Source organism: Sphingopyxis sp. GW821-FHT02C12, from assembly GCF_059421785.1.
Genome location: NZ_JBWKVQ010000001.1, coordinates 2,376,212 through 2,393,953 on the forward strand (window position 1 = coordinate 2,376,212; position 17,742 = coordinate 2,393,953).

Annotated in this window: 14 protein-coding genes and 2 tRNA genes; 9 read left to right on the plus strand and 7 right to left on the minus strand. The window is 65.9% G+C overall.

The annotated features are described in order from the left end of the window. Positions 1–47: 47 nt before the first annotated feature. The 3 genes from AC07U1_RS11415 to AC07U1_RS11425 form a co-directional block, all read right to left on the minus strand. Positions 48–848, minus strand: a complete 801-nt coding sequence (locus AC07U1_RS11415) for an undecaprenyl-diphosphate phosphatase (protein ID WP_495176440.1) — start codon at positions 846–848, stop codon at positions 48–50. Positions 849–954: 106 nt separating this feature from the next. Continuing rightward, positions 955–1,845 carry a hypothetical protein gene (locus tag AC07U1_RS11420; protein ID WP_495176439.1) on the minus strand — a complete coding sequence of 297 codons (891 nt, stop codon included), beginning with the start codon at positions 1,843–1,845 and terminating at the stop codon, positions 955–957. Between the two features lie 83 nt (positions 1,846–1,928). Beyond that, on the minus strand, positions 1,929–2,867 hold the full coding sequence (locus AC07U1_RS11425; RefSeq protein ID WP_495176438.1) for a complex I NDUFA9 subunit family protein: 939 nt from the start codon (positions 2,865–2,867) through the stop codon (positions 1,929–1,931). Between the two features lie 195 nt (positions 2,868–3,062). Here AC07U1_RS11425 and AC07U1_RS11430 point away from each other — a divergent pair. Next, positions 3,063–3,149, plus strand: a tRNA-Leu gene (locus AC07U1_RS11430). Between the two features lie 499 nt (positions 3,150–3,648). Here AC07U1_RS11430 and AC07U1_RS11435 read toward each other — a convergent pair. The 4 genes from AC07U1_RS11435 to AC07U1_RS11450 form a co-directional block, all read right to left on the minus strand. Further along, positions 3,649–3,724 (minus strand) — tRNA-Thr (locus AC07U1_RS11435). A 203-nt stretch (positions 3,725–3,927) separates the two neighbouring features. Further along, a complete protein-coding gene (locus AC07U1_RS11440) occupies positions 3,928–4,725 on the minus strand; it encodes a FecR family protein (RefSeq protein WP_495176437.1) in 798 nt (265 codons plus the stop codon). 73 nt (positions 4,726–4,798) lie between these two features. Then, a complete protein-coding gene (locus AC07U1_RS11445) occupies positions 4,799–5,371 on the minus strand; it encodes a GNAT family N-acetyltransferase (protein WP_495176436.1) in 573 nt (190 codons plus the stop codon). Positions 5,372–5,498: 127 nt separating this feature from the next. Then, entirely contained in the window at positions 5,499–6,140 is a 642-nt protein-coding gene (locus tag AC07U1_RS11450; protein ID WP_187140263.1) for a helix-turn-helix domain-containing protein, read from the minus strand. A gap of 141 nt (positions 6,141–6,281) precedes the next feature. Between AC07U1_RS11450 and AC07U1_RS11455 the strand changes: the two genes are divergently transcribed. The 8 genes from AC07U1_RS11455 (at position 6,282) to AC07U1_RS11490 (ending at position 17,630) form a co-directional block, all read left to right on the plus strand. Beyond that, positions 6,282–8,261 carry a serine hydrolase domain-containing protein gene (locus AC07U1_RS11455; RefSeq protein WP_495176435.1) on the plus strand — a complete coding sequence of 660 codons (1,980 nt, stop codon included), beginning with the start codon at positions 6,282–6,284 and terminating at the stop codon, positions 8,259–8,261. Further along, positions 8,261–9,265, plus strand: coding sequence for a dipeptide epimerase (locus tag AC07U1_RS11460; protein ID WP_495176434.1), 1,005 nt, complete (start codon positions 8,261–8,263; stop codon positions 9,263–9,265). The genes AC07U1_RS11455 and AC07U1_RS11460 overlap by 1 nt, the downstream gene beginning before the upstream one ends. An 86-nt stretch (positions 9,266–9,351) precedes the next feature. Next, positions 9,352–10,494 carry a dipeptidase gene (locus tag AC07U1_RS11465; protein WP_495176433.1) on the plus strand — a complete coding sequence of 381 codons (1,143 nt, stop codon included), beginning with the start codon at positions 9,352–9,354 and terminating at the stop codon, positions 10,492–10,494. Between the two features lie 34 nt (positions 10,495–10,528). After that, positions 10,529–12,685, plus strand: coding sequence for a TonB-dependent receptor (locus tag AC07U1_RS11470; RefSeq protein WP_495176432.1), 2,157 nt, complete (start codon positions 10,529–10,531; stop codon positions 12,683–12,685). A 19-nt stretch (positions 12,686–12,704) separates the two neighbouring features. Continuing rightward, positions 12,705–13,745, plus strand: coding sequence for an N-acetyltransferase DgcN family protein (locus tag AC07U1_RS11475; RefSeq protein ID WP_495176431.1), 1,041 nt, complete (start codon positions 12,705–12,707; stop codon positions 13,743–13,745). Further along, a complete protein-coding gene (locus tag AC07U1_RS11480) occupies positions 13,742–14,881 on the plus strand; it encodes a YkvI family membrane protein (RefSeq protein ID WP_495176430.1) in 1,140 nt (379 codons plus the stop codon). Before AC07U1_RS11475 ends, AC07U1_RS11480 begins: the two co-directional genes overlap by 4 nt. Beyond that, positions 14,878–16,455, plus strand: a complete 1,578-nt coding sequence (locus tag AC07U1_RS11485) for a serine hydrolase (protein WP_495176429.1) — start codon at positions 14,878–14,880, stop codon at positions 16,453–16,455. Before AC07U1_RS11480 ends, AC07U1_RS11485 begins: the two co-directional genes overlap by 4 nt. Then, positions 16,452–17,630 carry a dipeptidase gene (locus AC07U1_RS11490; protein ID WP_495176428.1) on the plus strand — a complete coding sequence of 393 codons (1,179 nt, stop codon included), beginning with the start codon at positions 16,452–16,454 and terminating at the stop codon, positions 17,628–17,630. Before AC07U1_RS11485 ends, AC07U1_RS11490 begins: the two co-directional genes overlap by 4 nt. Positions 17,631–17,742 lie beyond the last annotated feature (112 nt).

The following is a 17,742-nucleotide window of genomic DNA, read 5'->3' on the forward strand; positions in this document are numbered from 1 at the left end:
GAAAGTCTCCCGCGCAACTATCTTACATTAAAAGGTCCGGTCCGGCCCTACCTCACGGTCAGCCAAACCAGCGCGGCGGCGCCGACGATGATTCGGTACCAGGCGAAGGGGGTGAAGCCATAGCGCGTCACCACCGCGAGGAACGCCTTGATCACCACCCAAGCGACGATGAACGAGACAAAGGCGCCGACCCCGATCAGGCCGAGGTCGTTCGTCGTGATCGCGTCGCGATGCTTGAACAATTGCAGTGCCGTCGCGCCGGTGAGCGTCGGCAGCGCAAGGAAGAAACTGAACTCGGCGGCGGTCTTGCGATCGACGCCGAGCGACATCGCACCGAGGATCGTCGCGCCCGAGCGGCTGACCCCGGGGATCATCGCGATGCACTGGACGAGGCCGATCAGCACCGACTGGCGCACCGACAGATTGGCGACCCCGCCGCTCTCCTTCGGCTTGGCATAACGTTCGACGAGCAGGATCGCGAAGCCGCCGATAATCAGTGCCCAGGCGACGACCACCGCATTTTCGAGCAGCACTTCGATATAGTCGCCGAGCGCGAGGCCGAGCGCGACCGCGGGGACGAAGGCAAGCGCCAGGTTGCGCACGAAGGCGATCGCCACCGGATCGCGGCGAAAGAAACCGGTGAACATCTCCCAGAATAATTTCCGGTAGAGCACGACGATCGCGAGGATCGCGCCGGGCTGGATCGCGATGTTGAAGATCGCCCAGCGCGACGCGTTATAACCGAGCAATTCGGTCGCGAGGATCAAATGCCCGGTCGACGATACCGGCAGGAATTCGGTCAGCCCCTCGACGATGCCGAGGATGATGGCGGTGATGATTTCGTTCATGGGGTCCTGCGACGATGGCTCTGAAACAAGGCGGGGGCGCCCGACCGATGTCGGACGCCCCCGTCCTGTCTCTGCCCTAAGGACAGCCGTGCGGCTTGGCCAGTCGCTATTTGAACCGCGCGCCGCAGGCTTTCAGCACATTGGCCGGCGGGCCGAGGTCGAGCGCCTGTTCGAGCAGCTTCTTCGGGCTGCCGGCGAGCGCGAGGTCGGGCATCATGCCGCCGTCCTGCAGTTTCTTGGTGACGGCCTTCGCCATCGCGCCTTCCTCGCCCTCCAGCGTACCGAGCAGCCCGGCGTTGAAGCCGCACGCGGCGACCGCCTGGCCTTCGTCGGCGGGCAGCGTCACTGCGGTGGTCGCGGCGGCCTTGGGATATTCCTTGACGCAGGCGTCGGTCAGCGGCCCGACCGCGCCCGACGCGATCGCCCATTCGACCTTGCCCGCCATCGCATTCTGCGCCGCCGCCATGCCGCCGTCCTGGTTCGCCGCGGCGATCAGGAAATAGGAGGATTGCGGGTTCATCAGGACGTTTTTCTGGAGCGCCGCGAGGTCGCTCGATCCGTCGCCGAACGCCGCGGCGACCGCGACCGCGGCGCAGGCCGCGGGCTTTTCCTTCGGCTCGGTCGGCAATTTCGGTAGCGGCTCGGGGTCGCCGAGCGCATAGGCCGCCTTGCACTGGTTGAGCGTGCCCAGCCAGTTGCCGCCCTTCAGCGTGTCCTGGATATCGCCGAGCAGCGCCTTGCCCTTTTCATCGTCGAGGCCGGTGGCGCTGAAGAAACCCGTCTTGTCGACGATGGTTTGCAGCAACTCCTGTCGCCTTTTTTCCTCGGCGGCTCCCTTGCCGCTGCCCGCCGCGGCATAGGCCAGCGCCGAACGACCGCATAAGGTCGCGCGCTCGGCGGCATCCTTCGGCAATCCATGCAAATCGGCCGGCGTATTGTCGCAGCCAGCCAGAATCAGCGCCGCCGTCAGCAGCGCGGCCATCCCCCCATATTTCATCGTACACCCCCGCAAAGCAGAAGCGACCCCGGCTCAGAGTAACAGCTTTTGCGATTGGCGCCAGAGGGCGCGCGGGCAAGGGGTTAGCGTGCGGCGAGTTCGGCGAAGCGACCGTTGCGGCGATATTGCACCAGCCAGCCGTCGGCGACCGAGGCGAGCGACGCCGGCACGATGCCAAGGTCGCCAAGCCCCGCCGCGTCCGCGGCGACGACATTGTCGTGCTGCAGCATCAGCCATTGGTCCTTGGTGATCGGCGCGCCCGGCGCCCAGCCGAAACCGCTGGCGAGCGCCGCGGCGACGGCGTCGGGCACCTCGACGAACAGCGGGCTGCGCGCCGTCGCTTCGGCGATCCAGCGCTGCAATTCGGCCATCGTCAGCACCTGCGGCCCGCCAAGCTCGAACGTCCGGCCCGCCGCGCCCGCGTCGAGCGCCGCGACCACCGCGTCGGCGACGTCGGCGACATGGACCGGCTGGAACTTCGCACCCGGCGCGATCACCGGGACGACCGGCAGCATGCGGATCATCCCCGCGAAGCGATTGATGAAGCGGTCCTCGCGGCCGAAGACGATCGAGGGACGCAGGATCGCCGCGGCGGGGAAGGCGGCGCGGACCAGCGCCTCGCCATCGCCCTTGCTGCGGCCATAGGCCGAGGCGGCGTCGCGGTCGGCGCCGATCGCCGAGACATGGACCAGCGCCGCGATGCCGGCGGCTGCGGCCGCCTTCGCGATATGGCCGGTGCCTTCAGCATGGACCGCAGCCATGTCGTCGAAGCTGCCAACGAGGTTGATCACCGCGTCGCTGCCCTGGGTCGCGCGCGCCACGCTGGCGGCGTCGCGAACGTCGGCAGCAACAAACTGCGTTTGACCGAGCCCGCCGAGCGGTTTCAGGAACACCGCCTTGCGCGGCTCACGCTCGGCGATGCGCACCCGCGCGCCGCGCGCGAGCAGTTTCTGGACGACATAGCGGCCGATGAAGCCGCCGCCGCCGAGCACCGTGATCAATTGTCCGTCGAGATTTCGCATCGCATGAGCCCGTGATGATTCTGTCGCGGCGCCGTCCGCCGTCTGGCTCCCCATGCCGCGAAGCGATGGTGCGGGCAAGGGGAGAGCGGGACGGCGGCACCGGAAAGCGCCACTTTTCGATAAAATGCAGCGAGCCGGTGGCAGCGCGGTTGACAAGGCGCGTGCCGCGCCGCTAAGCGCCCGCTCCTACCCCGTGCCCAGATGGCGGAATTGGTAGACGCACCAGCTTCAGGTGCTGGCGATCGCAAGGTCGTGGAGGTTCGAGTCCTCTTCTGGGCACCATTGCTCCAGGGCTTCGAAAGCCCTGGAAAATAACGGAAAATGAGCGATTTTCGCAATCGTCTGGTACAAATGTACTAGGGATGAACGCGATGTGCACATATCTGTTGCCCACCCGAACGGGCTAATATTTCCGCCGAGCCATACCCGCCAACTTCCGGCTTTTCTTGGGGGATGGGCCTGCCGATGTGCTGGCCCTGACCGAGAGGATCGACGCGAGCGGGAATAGGAAACCGCACGTCGGACCCGTTCCTTCGCGTACAAATCCTTCGCGCAAAATGGTCTTCCGGCGGGGAGGGGGGGCGATTCCACCGCCAATAGCGCTGATCTTGGCGCATGGCCCATCGAACCGGTTCGAGCGGCGCGTGACTTGCAGGGGTTATCCGACTGTCTATGTCCAAGCATGGCGGGAACCGCATGCTTTCAGTGCTCCGGAAGGACGTCGCGATTATGGGTCGTCCGAGGAGGCGTTCCGGTGTGAGTCATAGAATTATGGGGTCGATGGTGCCGCTTACAGGACTCGAACCTGTGACCCCATCATTACGAATGATGTGCTCTACCAACTGAGCTAAAGCGGCAACGATGGGCGCCTCTATCAGCGCGTCGGGGCGAAGACAAGCATCGTCGCGCAGAATCTGGTTGGACCGCATCGGGCGGTTTTGCCGGTCCTGACCGACCGCCAATATTCAAGCGGTCATGGCCACCGATTGCAGCCGCAACCCGAGCGATCGATCGAAGAATGGGCGGCCCGACAGGTCGCGCGGAAAGTGGCGGGGGCCTTTTATCTCCCCGGTTTTTTGGGTGCGGGTCCGATGATGATCGCGTCGGCGCGTATCTCGACCCCGAGATCGAGTTTCGCGGCGAGTGCACGCGCCAGCGCGGCGGGGTCGGCAAGATCGAAACGGCCACTGACCTCGATCGCTTCGAGCGCGGGTTCGGTGAGACGGATTTTCACGGCGTTCACGGTATTGGCGCGGGCGACGACATCGCCGAGCGGCATCCTGTCGGCGTCGATCGCGACCGGGCCGGCCGCGGACCGCATCGAAGGCAGGATCCGGACGTCGGAGGTGACGACCTCGGCGGTCTCGCCCGGCCGCAGGCGGACGCTGCGGTCGGAATTGCGCGAGGCGACCTCGATCACCCCCTCGATCAGCGACACGCGCGGGCGGCTGCGGCGAAGGTCGACCTCGAAGATCGTACCAAGCGCGGTGGTTCTCGAACCGGCACCGAGGACGATGAAGGGGCGTGCGGCGTCGTGCGCGACGTCGAAGCGGGCATGACCGCCGAAGAGAAGGACGCGGCGTTGCAGGTCGTCGAACTTGTTTTCCAGAATTGCGCCGTCGGTCAGCGTGACGCCGCTGCCGTCGGGAAGCTTGAACGTGCCGCCGGTGAGGACCGCAGGCGCCGTGACGACGGTGTCGGTCGTGAGCGGCGCTGCGGCCTGCGGCTCCTGCCGGTCGCTGACGATATACCACCCCATGGCGAGCAAGCCGCCGACCGCGATCGTCGCCGCGATCGCCGGCCGTGTGCGGCTGGAGGCCAGCAAACCGCCTCGCGTCCGCGTGTCCCGTCCCGTCATGCCGATCCCCCGAATCCCGTTGTCGTGTGATAACCGAGCCGCCGACCTCCTCGAAGCCGTCAGCCGCGCCGGGTCAAGCGCCGGTTTGCCCGCGGCTTCGCCATTGTTCGCGCGCGAGTTCCCAATAGCGTGACACGCGTATCGATCCGTCGGGTCGGACGCTCCGTCTTTCGCCCTGCGACAGGAATCCGGCGGCCTCGATGACGCGTGCCGACCGCAGATTGTCCATGGCCGCGGTGAGGCCGATCAACCGCACGCCAAGATGCTCGAACATCCAGCCGAAACTGCGCGCTGCGCCTGTTTTTCCGCGGCCCTGGCCTTGTCCATCGGCGCGCTGCGCCCCGGCGAGTTCGGCTGCCGAGCGCTCGGGCCAGACGGTGAAATAGGAATATCCGGCGACGTCCCCATCCTCGTCCACCGAGACCGCCAATATCGCTTCGCCGCGCGCCTGCCTGTCGCGCGCATCGGAGATCCACGCCGATAGGACATCATGGGTGAATGGTCTTGGCAGATCATAGATCGGATCGGAGACGGCGGGATCGGACAGCAGCGCGATCAGGCCCTCGATATGGCGCGCGTCCGCCAGATGATATCTGGCGCCGAGCAGGGAAAGGTCGGCGGCGCGAACCGCGGCGCGGATTGCCATCTCCTCCTCCGCCGCGACCGTGAGCCTCGTTTTGGGGGGCGCACTCATCGGTTTGTCGCTCTTCCCTTCGTTTTGCGTGCGCGGCGGCCGCGTGCCGCGCCTATGGACGTGGGACGTTCAGGGTCGCTCAAAGACCGCCTTCGCCTTCGCCGTGGAGGCTCATCAGCGAATCCATCAGCCCGTCGTCGGCGCTCGAGCAGACGCCGAGGACGAGTGCCTCCTCGCATCCCTCGGCGACGACATAGGCGTGGCCCATCGACGAATCGAGATAGATGCCCTGGCCGACTTCGAGCACCACCGGGTCGTAATATTCGGTGTGCACCGCCATCCGGCCCTCGAGGACATAGATGAATTCCTCGCCCTGATGGTGGACCAGTTCGCCGAATTCGGTCGCGCTGTGCGCGCGGATACGCGTCAGGATCGGGATCATGCGTTTCTGGCGCAGGTCGGTGCAAAGGTAGTGATAGTCGTAATTGTCGGTGGTGACGCGCACCGCATTGTCGATCGTGCCGACGCTGCGGCGGCCGGTCGGGCGCGGCGACGCGTCCTCCGAATCCTCGGCGAACAGGTCGGACATCCGCATGTTCAGCCGCTGGCTGAGCTGCTGGAGCTTGTCATAGCTGAGCGTCAGCCGGTCGTGCTCGACCTTCGACAGCGTCGATACGGGGATGCCCGACTGGGCGCTCATCTCCTTGAGCGTCCAGCGATTTCGCGACCTTATGCCGCGCATCACCTCGCCCAGCGTGGGGGGCTTTGTCCGGTTCGCCATCAGCGTTGCCACAAGCCGTTTGACAATTTTCTAATCAGGATCATTATGTCCCTATTGGGCTAACAGTTGTTGGTCCCTTGGTAAGGGGTCGCGCGGCTCGCTGCAAGGTTAAGTGAGGGCGCCAGCAAAAGGGAGGTCGCGATGCGTTTCGTTCGCAAGCTGATGATCGGACTGGCCGCGCTCGCGGCGGTGCCGTTGATGGCGCAGGGGCCGGCGGTCGCGCCACCCGCCAAGAAGGTCGCGGCGCCCGCGACGTCGGTCGTAAAAGCTACTGCCGCGCCGGTGACGCTTGATCGCGCCGACCTCGAAGCCTGGCTCGACGGCTATCTCCCCTATGCGATCGAACGCGCGCGCATTCCCGGTGCGGTCGTCGTCGTGGTCAAGGACGGCCAGGTCGTGCTGGAAAAGGGTTATGGCTTCGCCGACGTCGCCAAACGCGCGCCGGTGCTGCCCGAAACCACCTTGTTCCGTCCCGGCTCGGTGTCGAAGCTGTTCACCTGGACCGCGGTGATGCAGCAGGTCGAGGCGGGCAAGCTCGACCTCGACAAGGACGTTAACGCCTATCTCGATTTCAAGATTCCGCCCTATCAGGGCAAGCCGATCACGCTGCGCAACATCATGACGCACACCGCGGGTTTCCAGGAATCGGTGCGTTACCTGATCAGCAGCGATCCCAAGGCGGTCATGACGCTGAAGAAGCAGATGCCGCTGGCGCTGCCCGACCGCGTCTTTGCGCCGGGCACGACGCCGGCTTACTCCAATTACGCGACCGCGCTCGCGGGCTATATCGTCGAGCGGGAGAGCGGCGAGGATTTCGACTCCTATGTCGAAAAGCATATCTTCGCGCCGCTCGGCATGACGCACGCGTCGTTCCGCCAGCCGCTTCCCGCCAGCCTCGCGCCGCACATGTCGAGGGGTTATCCCGACGTGACCGGCAAGGCGCAGCCGTTCGAAATGGTGATCCCCGCGCCGGCCGGCAGCTTGTCGGCGTCAGGCGCCGACATGGGAAAGTTCATGATCGCGCACCTCAACGACGGCGCCGGGCTGCTCAAGCCCGAAACCGCGAAGATGATGCACGATTATAAGGCGCCCGGCGTCGGCCCGCTCAACAGCATGGCGCTCGGTTTCTACGAACAATGGGTCAACGGCCACCGCGCGATCGCGCATGGCGGCGACACCGTCTGGTTCCACTCCTATCTGTGGCTGTTCCCCGATGCCGACATCGGCGTCTATATCTCGATGAACAGCCCCGGTAAGGCGGGCGACGCGGGTGCGGTGCGCAGCGCTTTGTTCCACAAATTCGCCGACCGCTACCTGCCCGGCACCGAAAAGCCGGGAACGGTCGACGCAAAGACCGCCGCCGCGCACGCGCAGATGATGGTCGGAAATTACGAAAGCAGCCGCGGCAGCTTCACCAATTTCATGAGCCTGTTCGGGCTGCTCGGACAGGCGACGATCGGCCTGACCGAGGATGGCAAGATCACCCTGCCGGCGCTCGACGGCCTTGGCGCCGGTGCGCGCGACTGGGTCGAGGTCGAGCCGTTCGTGTGGCGCGACACCGGCACCGGTGAACGGCTCGCCGCCGAAGTCAAGGACGGCCGCGTGACGCGGTGGAGCGTCGATGCCGGCTCGCCGTTCATGGTGTTCGAACCCGCGCCGGCCGGTACCAACGCCGCCTGGCTCAACCCGGCGCTGATCTTCGCGCTGGGCATCGTCCTGCTCGCCGCGCTCGCCTGGCCGGTGCGCGCGCTGGTCCGGCGCAGTTTCAAGGCCGACTTCGCGCTCGAGGGGAAGGCGCGCCGCGCCTACCGCCTGTCGCGGCTCTTCGCCTGGCTGGTGCTCGCGGCGCTCGCGGGCTGGATCGGGCTGATCATGGCCTTCTCGGCTGATATCGGCAGCATCGGCGGACCGCTCGACTGGCTGATCCACCTGCTGCGTATCCTGACGCCGCTCGCGACCTTCGGGCTGCTGGTCACCGCGGTGTGGCATCTGGGACAGAGCATCAAAGGCAAGCGTCGCTGGACGATGAAGCTCGGCGCGGTGCTGCTCGTGCTGGCGGCGCTTCCACTGGTGTGGGTCACGCTCGCCTTCCACCTCTATGGCTTCAACATGGTGTATTGATGGCGACGATGGGCAAGCAGAAACTGGCGCTCGACCTTCGGGTCGAGCGCTTTCCCTATCACCAGCCGTTCCGCATTTCGGGGCATGTCTTCACCGAGACCGCGCTGCTTGTCGCCGAAATTTCGGATGGCACACACAGCGGGCGCGGCGAGGGGGCGGGGGTCTATTATCTCGCCGACGACATCGACCATATGCTGGGCGAGGCGCAGCGCGTCCGCGGGGCGATCGAGGCCGGGGTAACCCGTGAGCAATTGCAGGAGCTGCTCCCCGCGGGCGGGGCGCGCAACGCGATCGACTGCGCCTTCTGGGAGCTCGAGGCGAAACAGGCGGGCAGACCGGTGTGGGACCTCGCCGGGCTGGCGGCGCCGCAGCCGCTGCTTTCGACGCTGACGCTCGGTGCCGACGCGCCGGGGACGATGGCGCGCGCCGCGCTGGCGCTCGATCCGGATGCGCCGGTCAAGGTCAAGCTGACCGGCGATCTCGGCGAGGACATCGCGCGCGTTGAAGCGATCCGCGCCGCGCGGCCCGACGCCTGGATCGGGGTCGACGCCAACCAGGGCTATAGCATCGTGCCGCTGCGCGAGTTGCTGCCGGTTCTGGTTGCGAATGGCGTCGCGCAGCTTGAACAGCCGCTTGCGCGCGGGCGTGAAGCCGATCTCGACGGATTGAAGCGGCCGCTGCCTTTCGTCGCCGACGAGAGCGCGGTGACGCTCGCCGATACCGCGTCGCTCGTCGGCCGCTTCGATGTGGTGAACATCAAGCTCGATAAATGCGGCGGGCTGACCGAGGGGCTGGCGATCGCGCGGCAGGCAAAGCTGCTCGGTCTCGACGTGATGGTCGGCAATATGATGGGCAGCAGCCTGTCGATGGCGCCGTCGTTCGTCCTTGGCCAGCTGTGCGACATCGTCGATCTCGACGGCCCGACCTTCCTCGCGACCGATCGCGATCCGGGGGTGCGTTACGCGGGCGGGCGGATCCATTGTCCGGAAGAAATTTGGGGTTAGACGGTGAAGATGTCCTATTTGGGTTGACAATTCTCTGATTAGGACAATAGTCTTGAAATTGTAAATTTCGTGAGTTGGAGGGTGGAATGAAGACGTCATTCCCGCTGACGCGCCGCGCACTCGTCGCCGGCGCGGTGGGCACCGCTTTGTCCGCGCCGATGATCGGCCGGAGCGCCTTCGCCTTTGCCGCCGCGCCGGGGCGCAGCTATTCGCGCCGCGCCGTCGACCTGGTCGCGTCGTCGCTCGTCATCGACATGCTTGCCCCGCTCAAGATCACCATGTCGCCCGACTATGTCGCGCATCGGCTGACCGATGCGGAGGCAGCGGAGTTCCGGGCGAGCGGCATCACTGGTTTCCACAACGCCTATGGCCTCGGCGGCCCCGACGCCCGCGCGCAGGGACTCGAGTTCCTCGCCGGCTGGCAGGGCTTTGCCGGGCGCAACAGCCATGTCTTCACCCTCGTCGACACCGTGGACGACCTCGACCGTGCCAAGGTCGACCGGAAATGCGCCGTCATCATGGGCATCCAGAACGCCGAGCAGTTCGAAAAGATCGAGGACGTCGCGACCTTTCGCCGCCTCGGTCTGCGCTGCGCGCAGCTTACCTATAACAGCCAGAACATGATCGGGTCGGGCAGCACCGAGCGCGTCGATGGCGGGGTCAGCGACTATGGTGCCGCGATCATCGCCGAGATGGAAAAGACGAAGATGCTGATCGATGTCTCGCATTGCGGCGACAAGACGACGCTCGACGCGATCGACATCGCCAAGGGTCCGATCGCGATCACCCACAGCAACGCCCGCGCGCTGGTCGACCACCCGCGCGTCAAGACCGACGCCGCGATCAAGGCGCTCGCGGCGAAGGGCGGCGTGATGGGCATCACCGGGGTGCGGATGTTCGTGCGCAGCACCGACCCGACCACTGTCGGAGATATGGCCGACCATATCGATCATGTCGCGAAGCTGACCGGCATCGAGCATGTCGGCATCGGCTCGGACGCCGATCTCAACGGCTATGACGATATGGCGCCGGACGAATATGCGCTGCTCAAGCAGGGCTATAAGGCGAGCTACGGCTTTCGCGACAAGATCGACATCGACGGCTTCGACCATCCGCTCAAGGTCTTCGACCTGACCGAGGAACTGATCCGCCGGGGCTATTCCAACGAAAACATCACCGCGGTGCTGGGGGGCAATTTCCGCCGCCTGCTCGCGCAAGTCTGGGGGTAAGACGATGAAACAGGGTCTCTTTATAGCAGGAAGCATGGCCGCACTGATGGCCGCGATGCCGGCAGCGGCGCAGGAAGCCGGAGCGGTTGCCGTCGAGGGCGAAATCGTCGTCACCGCGCAGAAGCGCGTCCAGAATGTCCAGGACGTGCCGATCTCGATCAGCGTCGTCGATGGCGAGGCGCTGCAGGAGCAGGGCGCGGCGTCGCTCGTCGATTATGCGGGCTTCGTCCCTGGCATGCAGGTGTCGAACAGCGGCACGCCGGGCCAGACCACGATCACGCTGCGCGGGGTCGCACCGCTCAACTCGGCGCAGACGGTCGGCATCTATCTCGACGAGGCGCCGGTCGGATCGAGCGCGATCTACAACCGCGCGGGGGCGTTCACCATCGACCTGATGCCCTATGACCTCCAGCGTATCGAAGTGCTCAAGGGGCCGCAGGGTACGCTCTATGGCGCCAGCTCGATCGGCGGGCTGGTCAAATATGTCACCGTCCAGCCCGACACCAGCGCGTTCAAGGTGCGCGCCGGGGTCGAGGGTTTCGCGATCAAGGGCGGCGACGGACTCGGCTGGGGAGCGCAGGCGATGGTCAATGTCCCGATCGTCACCGACCGGCTCGCGATGTCGGCGAGCTTCGCCTGGCGCAAGACGCCGGGCTGGGTCGACAGCGTCAACAATGCCGCGCTCAAGGATCAGAACGACTATGAACAGCGCGGCGGCCGCGTCGCGCTATTGTGGCAACCGACTCCCGAATTCAGCGTCAAGCTCGCGGGCATCTGGCAGTCGCTCGATTCGGACGGCAACGGCCTTTACGCTGCCGACCTCGCCGGCAACCGGCTCGGCGACGGGCGTTCGTTCAACAATTATGTCCCCGAATCCTACGACATCGACCTCGACTATTATTCGGCCACGCTCGACTATGATTTCGGCGCCGCGTCGCTGACCTCGGCGACGACCTATAGCAAGACGCAGAGCCGACAGGTCCAGGATGCGAGCTATGCCTTTGGCGTGCTGTTCCCGCTGCTCACCGGTGGCGCGATCGCGCCCGGCATCACGCCCTTCTACCTCGATCTCGGGCTGGAAAAATGGACGCAGGAACTGCGTCTCGCCTCGCCGGGTGGCGGGCGCTTCGAATGGCTGATCGGCGGCTTCTTCACCGATGAAACGACCAGCAATTCCCAGCTCGTCCGGTCGTTCGACATGGCCGGCAACCCGATCGCGCCGCTCGATCCGCTCGCCATCGTCGGCCTGCCCGCGACGTACAAGGAATATGCCGCCTTTGCCAACGCGACCTTCCGCTTCTCCGACCGGTTCGAGATTACCGGTGGCCTGCGCTGGGCACGCAACGAACAGACTTTCCGCCAGATCAGCTCGGGCGCGATCGTGCCACAGGCGAACGATCCGGGTGAATCGGCGGAGAATGTCTTCACTTACTCGATCAGCCCGCAATTCCACATCAACGACGATGCGATGCTCTATGCCCGCGTCGCCACCGGCTATCGCCCGGGCGGCCCGAACGTCATCGTGCCCAATGTGCCGCCGACGGTCGATGCCGACCGGATGAAGAATTACGAGCTCGGGCTGAAGGCCGATTTCGTCGACCGCCTGGTGTCGGTCGACGTCGCGCTCTTCTGGATGGACTGGACCGACATCCAGGTCGTGCGCGCCTTTGGCGGCGTGTCGGGCGGCGCGAATGGCGGCAAGGCGACCAGCAAGGGCATCGAAGGTTCGATGTTGCTGCGCCCCGCCCCGGGCCTGACGATCACCGCGACGGGCAGCTATACCGACGCGACGCTCAGCGAGGATGTCCCCGAAATCAGCGGCGTCGACGGCGATCGCCTGCCGGCGGTGCCGAAGTTCAGCGGCGCGCTGCGCGCCGATTATGAATTCGAGCTCGGCGGCGGCACCAAGGGCAGCTTCGGTGCCGGCGTCCGCCATGCCGGAAACCGCTTTTCGCTGGTGGAGAGCGATCCGCTGACCGCGCTCGCCAAACCCTATACGTCGGTCGATCTCAATGCGTCGCTGACCTTCAGCGACCATTGGACGCTGCGCGCCTATGCGCGTAACCTGCTCGACAACAAGGGGGAGATGGCGCGATCGACGATGGCCGACGGACTCAACCGGCCCAGCTTCCTCGCCATTTCGCCGCTGCAGCCGCGCACGATCGGCGTCGCGCTCGACCTGTCTTTCTGACGCGACCGGAGTGAACCAGATGAACGCCCCTACCGGACGCCTGTCCGACCGATTGACCCTGCCGCAGCCCTATCTGCTGTTCCTCGGCGACACCACCGAGGCGAGCTTTGCCAAGACCGCCTTCGGACTCGCCGACTGGGCGGCGGACCGCTGCGTCGGCGAATTTTCGGCCGCCGGTTGCACCGTCACCACCGGCCTGCCGCGGCTCGACCCCGCAGCGGCCAGGGCGGCGGGCGCGCGGTCGCTGGTGATCGGGGTCGCCAACCAGGGCGGGGTGATCGGCGAAAGCTGGGTCGCGATCCTGATCGACGCGATGGAGGCGGGGCTCGACATCATCAGCGGGCTGCACGTCCGGCTGGCGAACGTGCCCGCGCTGGCCGAGGCGGCGCGCCGCACCGGCCAGCGGCTGATCGATGTGCGCACGCCGCCGTCGGACATCCCGATCGGCACCGGGCGCAAGCGGACGGGCAAAAGGCTGCTCACCGTCGGCACCGATTGCGCGCTCGGTAAGAAATACACTGCGCTCGCGCTGCACCGCGTCTTTGTCGACCGTGGGCTCGACGCCGATTTCCGCGCGACCGGCCAGACCGGCATCATGATCGCCGGCGGCGGCATTCCGATGGATGCGGTGGTGTCGGACTTCGAAGCAGGCGCCGCTGAAATCCTCAGCCCCGATGCGCCCGCCGACCATTGGGACCTGATCGAGGGGCAGGGGTCGATCTTCAATCCGGCCTATGCCGCAGTGTCGCTCGGCCTGCTCCACGGCAGCCAGCCCGATGTGTTCGTCGTCTGCCACGATCCGTCGCGCACGGTGATCCTCGGCATGGAAAGCTTTGCGCTGCCGACGGTCGAGGAGGTCATCGACCTGACGATCCGGCTGGGTAGCCGCACCAATCCGGCGATCCGCTGCGGCGGGATCAGCCTCAACACCTCGAGCCTGGGGACCGATGCGGCCGAAGCCTTGATGGCGGCCGAAAGCCGGCGGCTCGGGCTGCCGGTCGCCGATCCCATCCGCGGCGGCGCGGCCTTCGCCGCGCTCGTGGACAGCTGCCTCGCATGAGCGCCGCCGAACCAGCCGGGACGTCGAGCTGGTTCCAGCGCTTCCTGCTCCCGGGTTTTGCGTTGAAGGCGGTGATCATCGGCGGCGGCTATGCCACCGGGCGCGAGCTCGCCGAATATTTTGTGCCCGCTGGGCCGTGGGGCGGACTGGCCGCGATGCTGCTCGCGACCTTGATCTGGAGCCTCGTCGCGGCGGTGACCTTCGCGCTCGCGCGCAAGCTAGGCGCCTATGACTATCGCGCCTTCTTCCAGGGGCTTCTCGGTCCCGGCTGGATCGCGTTCGAGATTGCCTATCTGATCTTCGTCATCCTGATTCTCGCGGTGTTCGGCGCGGCGGCGGGGGCGATCGGCGCCGCGACCTTTGGTTGGCCCGAATGGCTGGGGTCGCTGCTGCTCGGCGTGTCGATCACCGCGGTGGTCGCATGGGGCACGGGTGTCGTCGAGCAGATGTTCAAATATGTCTCGATCCTGCTCTACACCGTCTACGGCCTGTTCCTCGTCATCGCGCTCGCCAGTTTCGGTGGGCTGATCGGGCAGGGGTTTGCCAACGCGCCGCCGCCGTCGGGAAACTGGATGGCGGGCGGGCTCACTTACGCGAGTTACAATATCGTCGGCGCGGTGGTGATCCTGCCGGTGCTGCGCCATTTGACCAGCCAGCGCGACGCGGTGCTGGCCGGGATCATCGCGGGGCCGCTGTCGATGCTGCCCGCGATCCTCTTCTTCGTCGCGATGATGGCCTTTTATCCCGCGATCGGCGCCGAGACCTTGCCGTCGGATTTCCTGCTGCGGCAGATGACGGTGCCGGGGTTCCATGTGATTTTCCAGGTGATGATCTTCGCCGCGCTGTTCGAAAGCGGCGCGGGCGCGGTGCATGCGATCAACGAGCGTATCTCGGGCGCGGTCGAGAGCCGTGGGCGTGCGCCGCTGACCCCCGGTGCGCGTGCGATCATCGGTGCGGTGATCCTCGCCGGCTGCATCTTCGTCGCGGGGCGCATCGGCCTCGTCGACCTGATCGCCAGCGGCTACCGCTTCCTCGCATGGCTGTTCCTCGCCGTCTTTGTCGCGCCGTTGCTGACCATCGGCGTCTGGCGCCTGCTACGTCCTTCCCCCATTCCCCCCATGGAGACCGTGTCATGAAACACGTCCGTTTATTGGCCTTTGCGTTGCTCGCCACCGCCGCGATGCCGGCCTGGGCAGAACCGCCCAAGGATATCGCCGAAAGCGTCGAGGCGCTGCGCAAGGAGATCGGCGCCACCGGCGTGTCGATCGCGATCGTCGAGGATGGCAAGACGACGCTGTCGCGCGGCTGGGGCGAGCGCAAACTCGGCGAGCGCGGGCAGGTCGATGGCCAGACGATTTTCCAGACCGGATCGACCGGCAAGGCGATGACCGCCGCCGCGCTCGCGATCCTCGTCGACGAAGGCAAGATCGCGTGGGACGACCCGGTGATCAAGCATATGCCGTGGTTCCGCATGTACGACGCGTGGGTGACGCGCGAGATCACGATCCGCGACCTGCTCGTCCACCGCAGCGGGCTGGGGCTGGGGCAGGGCGATTTGATGTTCGTCCCGCGCACCAACCTCACGCGCAAGCAGACGGTTGAGCGCGTCGCCTATCTCAAGCCGCAGACCAGTTTCCGTTCGGCTTATGCCTATGACAATATCCTCTATGCCGTCGCCGGCCAGCTGATCGAGGAGGTCAGCGGGCAGACCTGGGAAGCCTTCATGCGCGACCGCGTGCTGCGCCCCGGCGGCATGAAGAATGCGACCAGCGACAGCGAGGATCGCTTCCGCATCGCGAACCGGTCGTGGCCGCACGCGCGGCTGAACGGGCCGCTGCGCGGGTTGGGCGACCAGCAGGCGCTCGACGAGCGCGACGAACTCGGTCGCAACGGCGCGCCCGCCGGCGGCCTTGCCATGAGCGCAGACGACATGGCGGCGTGGCTCAAGATCCAGCTCGCGCACGGCGCGTTGCCGAACGGCAAAGCGCTGTTCAGCGCGGCGCAGGCCGCCGAGATGTGGAAGCCGGTGACGCCGATGCCGATCACCGAACTGCCCGCGGCGCTCAAACCCGCGCAGCCGATGCAGCAGGCTTATGCGCTCGGCTGGCAGGTGCAGGATTATCGCGGCCACCGCATCGTCCAGCATAGCGGCGGCGTCTTCGGCTCGATCACCCGCGTCGTGATGATCCCCGACAAGAATGTCGGCTTCGCGATCATGATGAACAGCGAGGAAAGCGGGATGCTGCTCGGGCTGACCTTCAAGCTGATCGATCATTATCTCGACCAGCCCGACTATGGCTGGACCACCAAATGGCAGGATTGGTACAAGGAGCGGCTCGCGGGCGGCGTCGAATATTTGAAACAGACGCAGGCGACGCCCGCGAAGGTCGGCCCGTCGCTCGACCCGGCACGCTACGCGGGGCGGTATCGCGATCCCTGGTATGGCGACATCGTCGTCGCGAATACGGCCAAGGGGCTGACGATCGACTTCACCTCGACCCCGCGCATGATCGGGCGGCTCAAGCATTGGCAGTATGACAGCTTCGTCACCGAATATGACGACCCCGCGATCGAGCCCGCATACGTCACCTTCGCGCTCGACGCTGACGGCAAGGTGACGGGCGTGACGATGAAGGCGGTGAGCAAGATCGCCGACTTCAGCTGGGATTATCACGATCTCGACCTGAAGCCGGTGGAGGGGGCGAAGTGAAGCGCCTTGTTCTGTTGATGACCGCCACCGCGCTGGCGGGCTGCACGGCGACCAAGGAAAAGGGCGCGACCGATGAGCGGCCGCTGCACAGCCGGATGCTCGTGCTCGACACCCATCTCGACACCCCGCTCCATTTCGATCGGGCGGAGTGGAGCTTCGCCGACCGCCACAGCCTCGCGACCGACCTGTCGCAACTCGACATCCCGCGCATGAAGGACGGCAATCTCGATGGCGGCTTTTTCGCCATCTACACCGACCAGGGGGCGCTCGATGCCAAGGGCTATGCCGATGCGCTCGCCTTTGCGCGCAAGCGATCCGACCTGATCGACGCAACGATCGCCAAACACGCCGACGCGATCAGCCCCGCGCTGACCGCCGTCGATGCGCGCCGGCTCGACAAGGCGGGCAAGCTGATCGCCTTCAAGTCGATGGAGAACAGCTATCCGCTCGGCGAAGACCTGACATTGCTCGATGAATTCTACAAAAAGGGGGTGCGGCTCGCGGGGCCGGTGCATTCGAAGAACAACCAGTTCGCCGACAGCGCCACCGACAAGCCGCGCTGGAACGGCCTCAGCCCGCTCGGCAAAAAATGGGTCGCGGAAATGAACCGCCTTGGCGTCGTCATCGACGCCAGTCATTCGTCGGACGCCACCTTTGACCAGATATTGGCGCTGTCGAAATATCCGATCCTGCTCTCGCACTCGAGCCTGCGCTCGGCGCATGACCACCCGCGCAACCTCGACGAGGCGCGGCTGAAGGCGCTCGCGGCGAAGGGCGGGGCGATGTGCCTCTCGACGATCTTCCTGTCCGAAATGAACATGACGCCCGCGCGCGCCGAACTGTTCGGCCTTTACGAGAGGGTCGGCGAATTGTCGCCCGCCGAGCAGGCCGACCTCACCCGCCGCTGGCGCGAGCTCGACAAGAGCGAACAGATGTGGGCGGCCGATTTCGAGGCCTATATGACGATGGTCCTACGCGCGATCGAAGTCGGCGGCGTCGACCATATCTGCTTCGGCGCCGACTGGGATGGCGGTGGCGGACTGCCGGGCATTGAGGACATCTCCGCGCTGCCCAAGGTGACCGAACGGCTGAAGGCCGCGGGCTATTCGGACGCCGATATCGAAAAGATGTGGAGCGGCAATATATTGCGCGTTCTGGCGGCGCAGGGGAAATGAGGAAAGGCCGGAAATATCCAGCCTGATCCCCGGCGAAGGCCGGGGCCCAGAGCGTGATAGTGTGACGGCGGCTTCCGGCCGCCCTGGACCCCGGCCTTCGCCGGGGCACGGG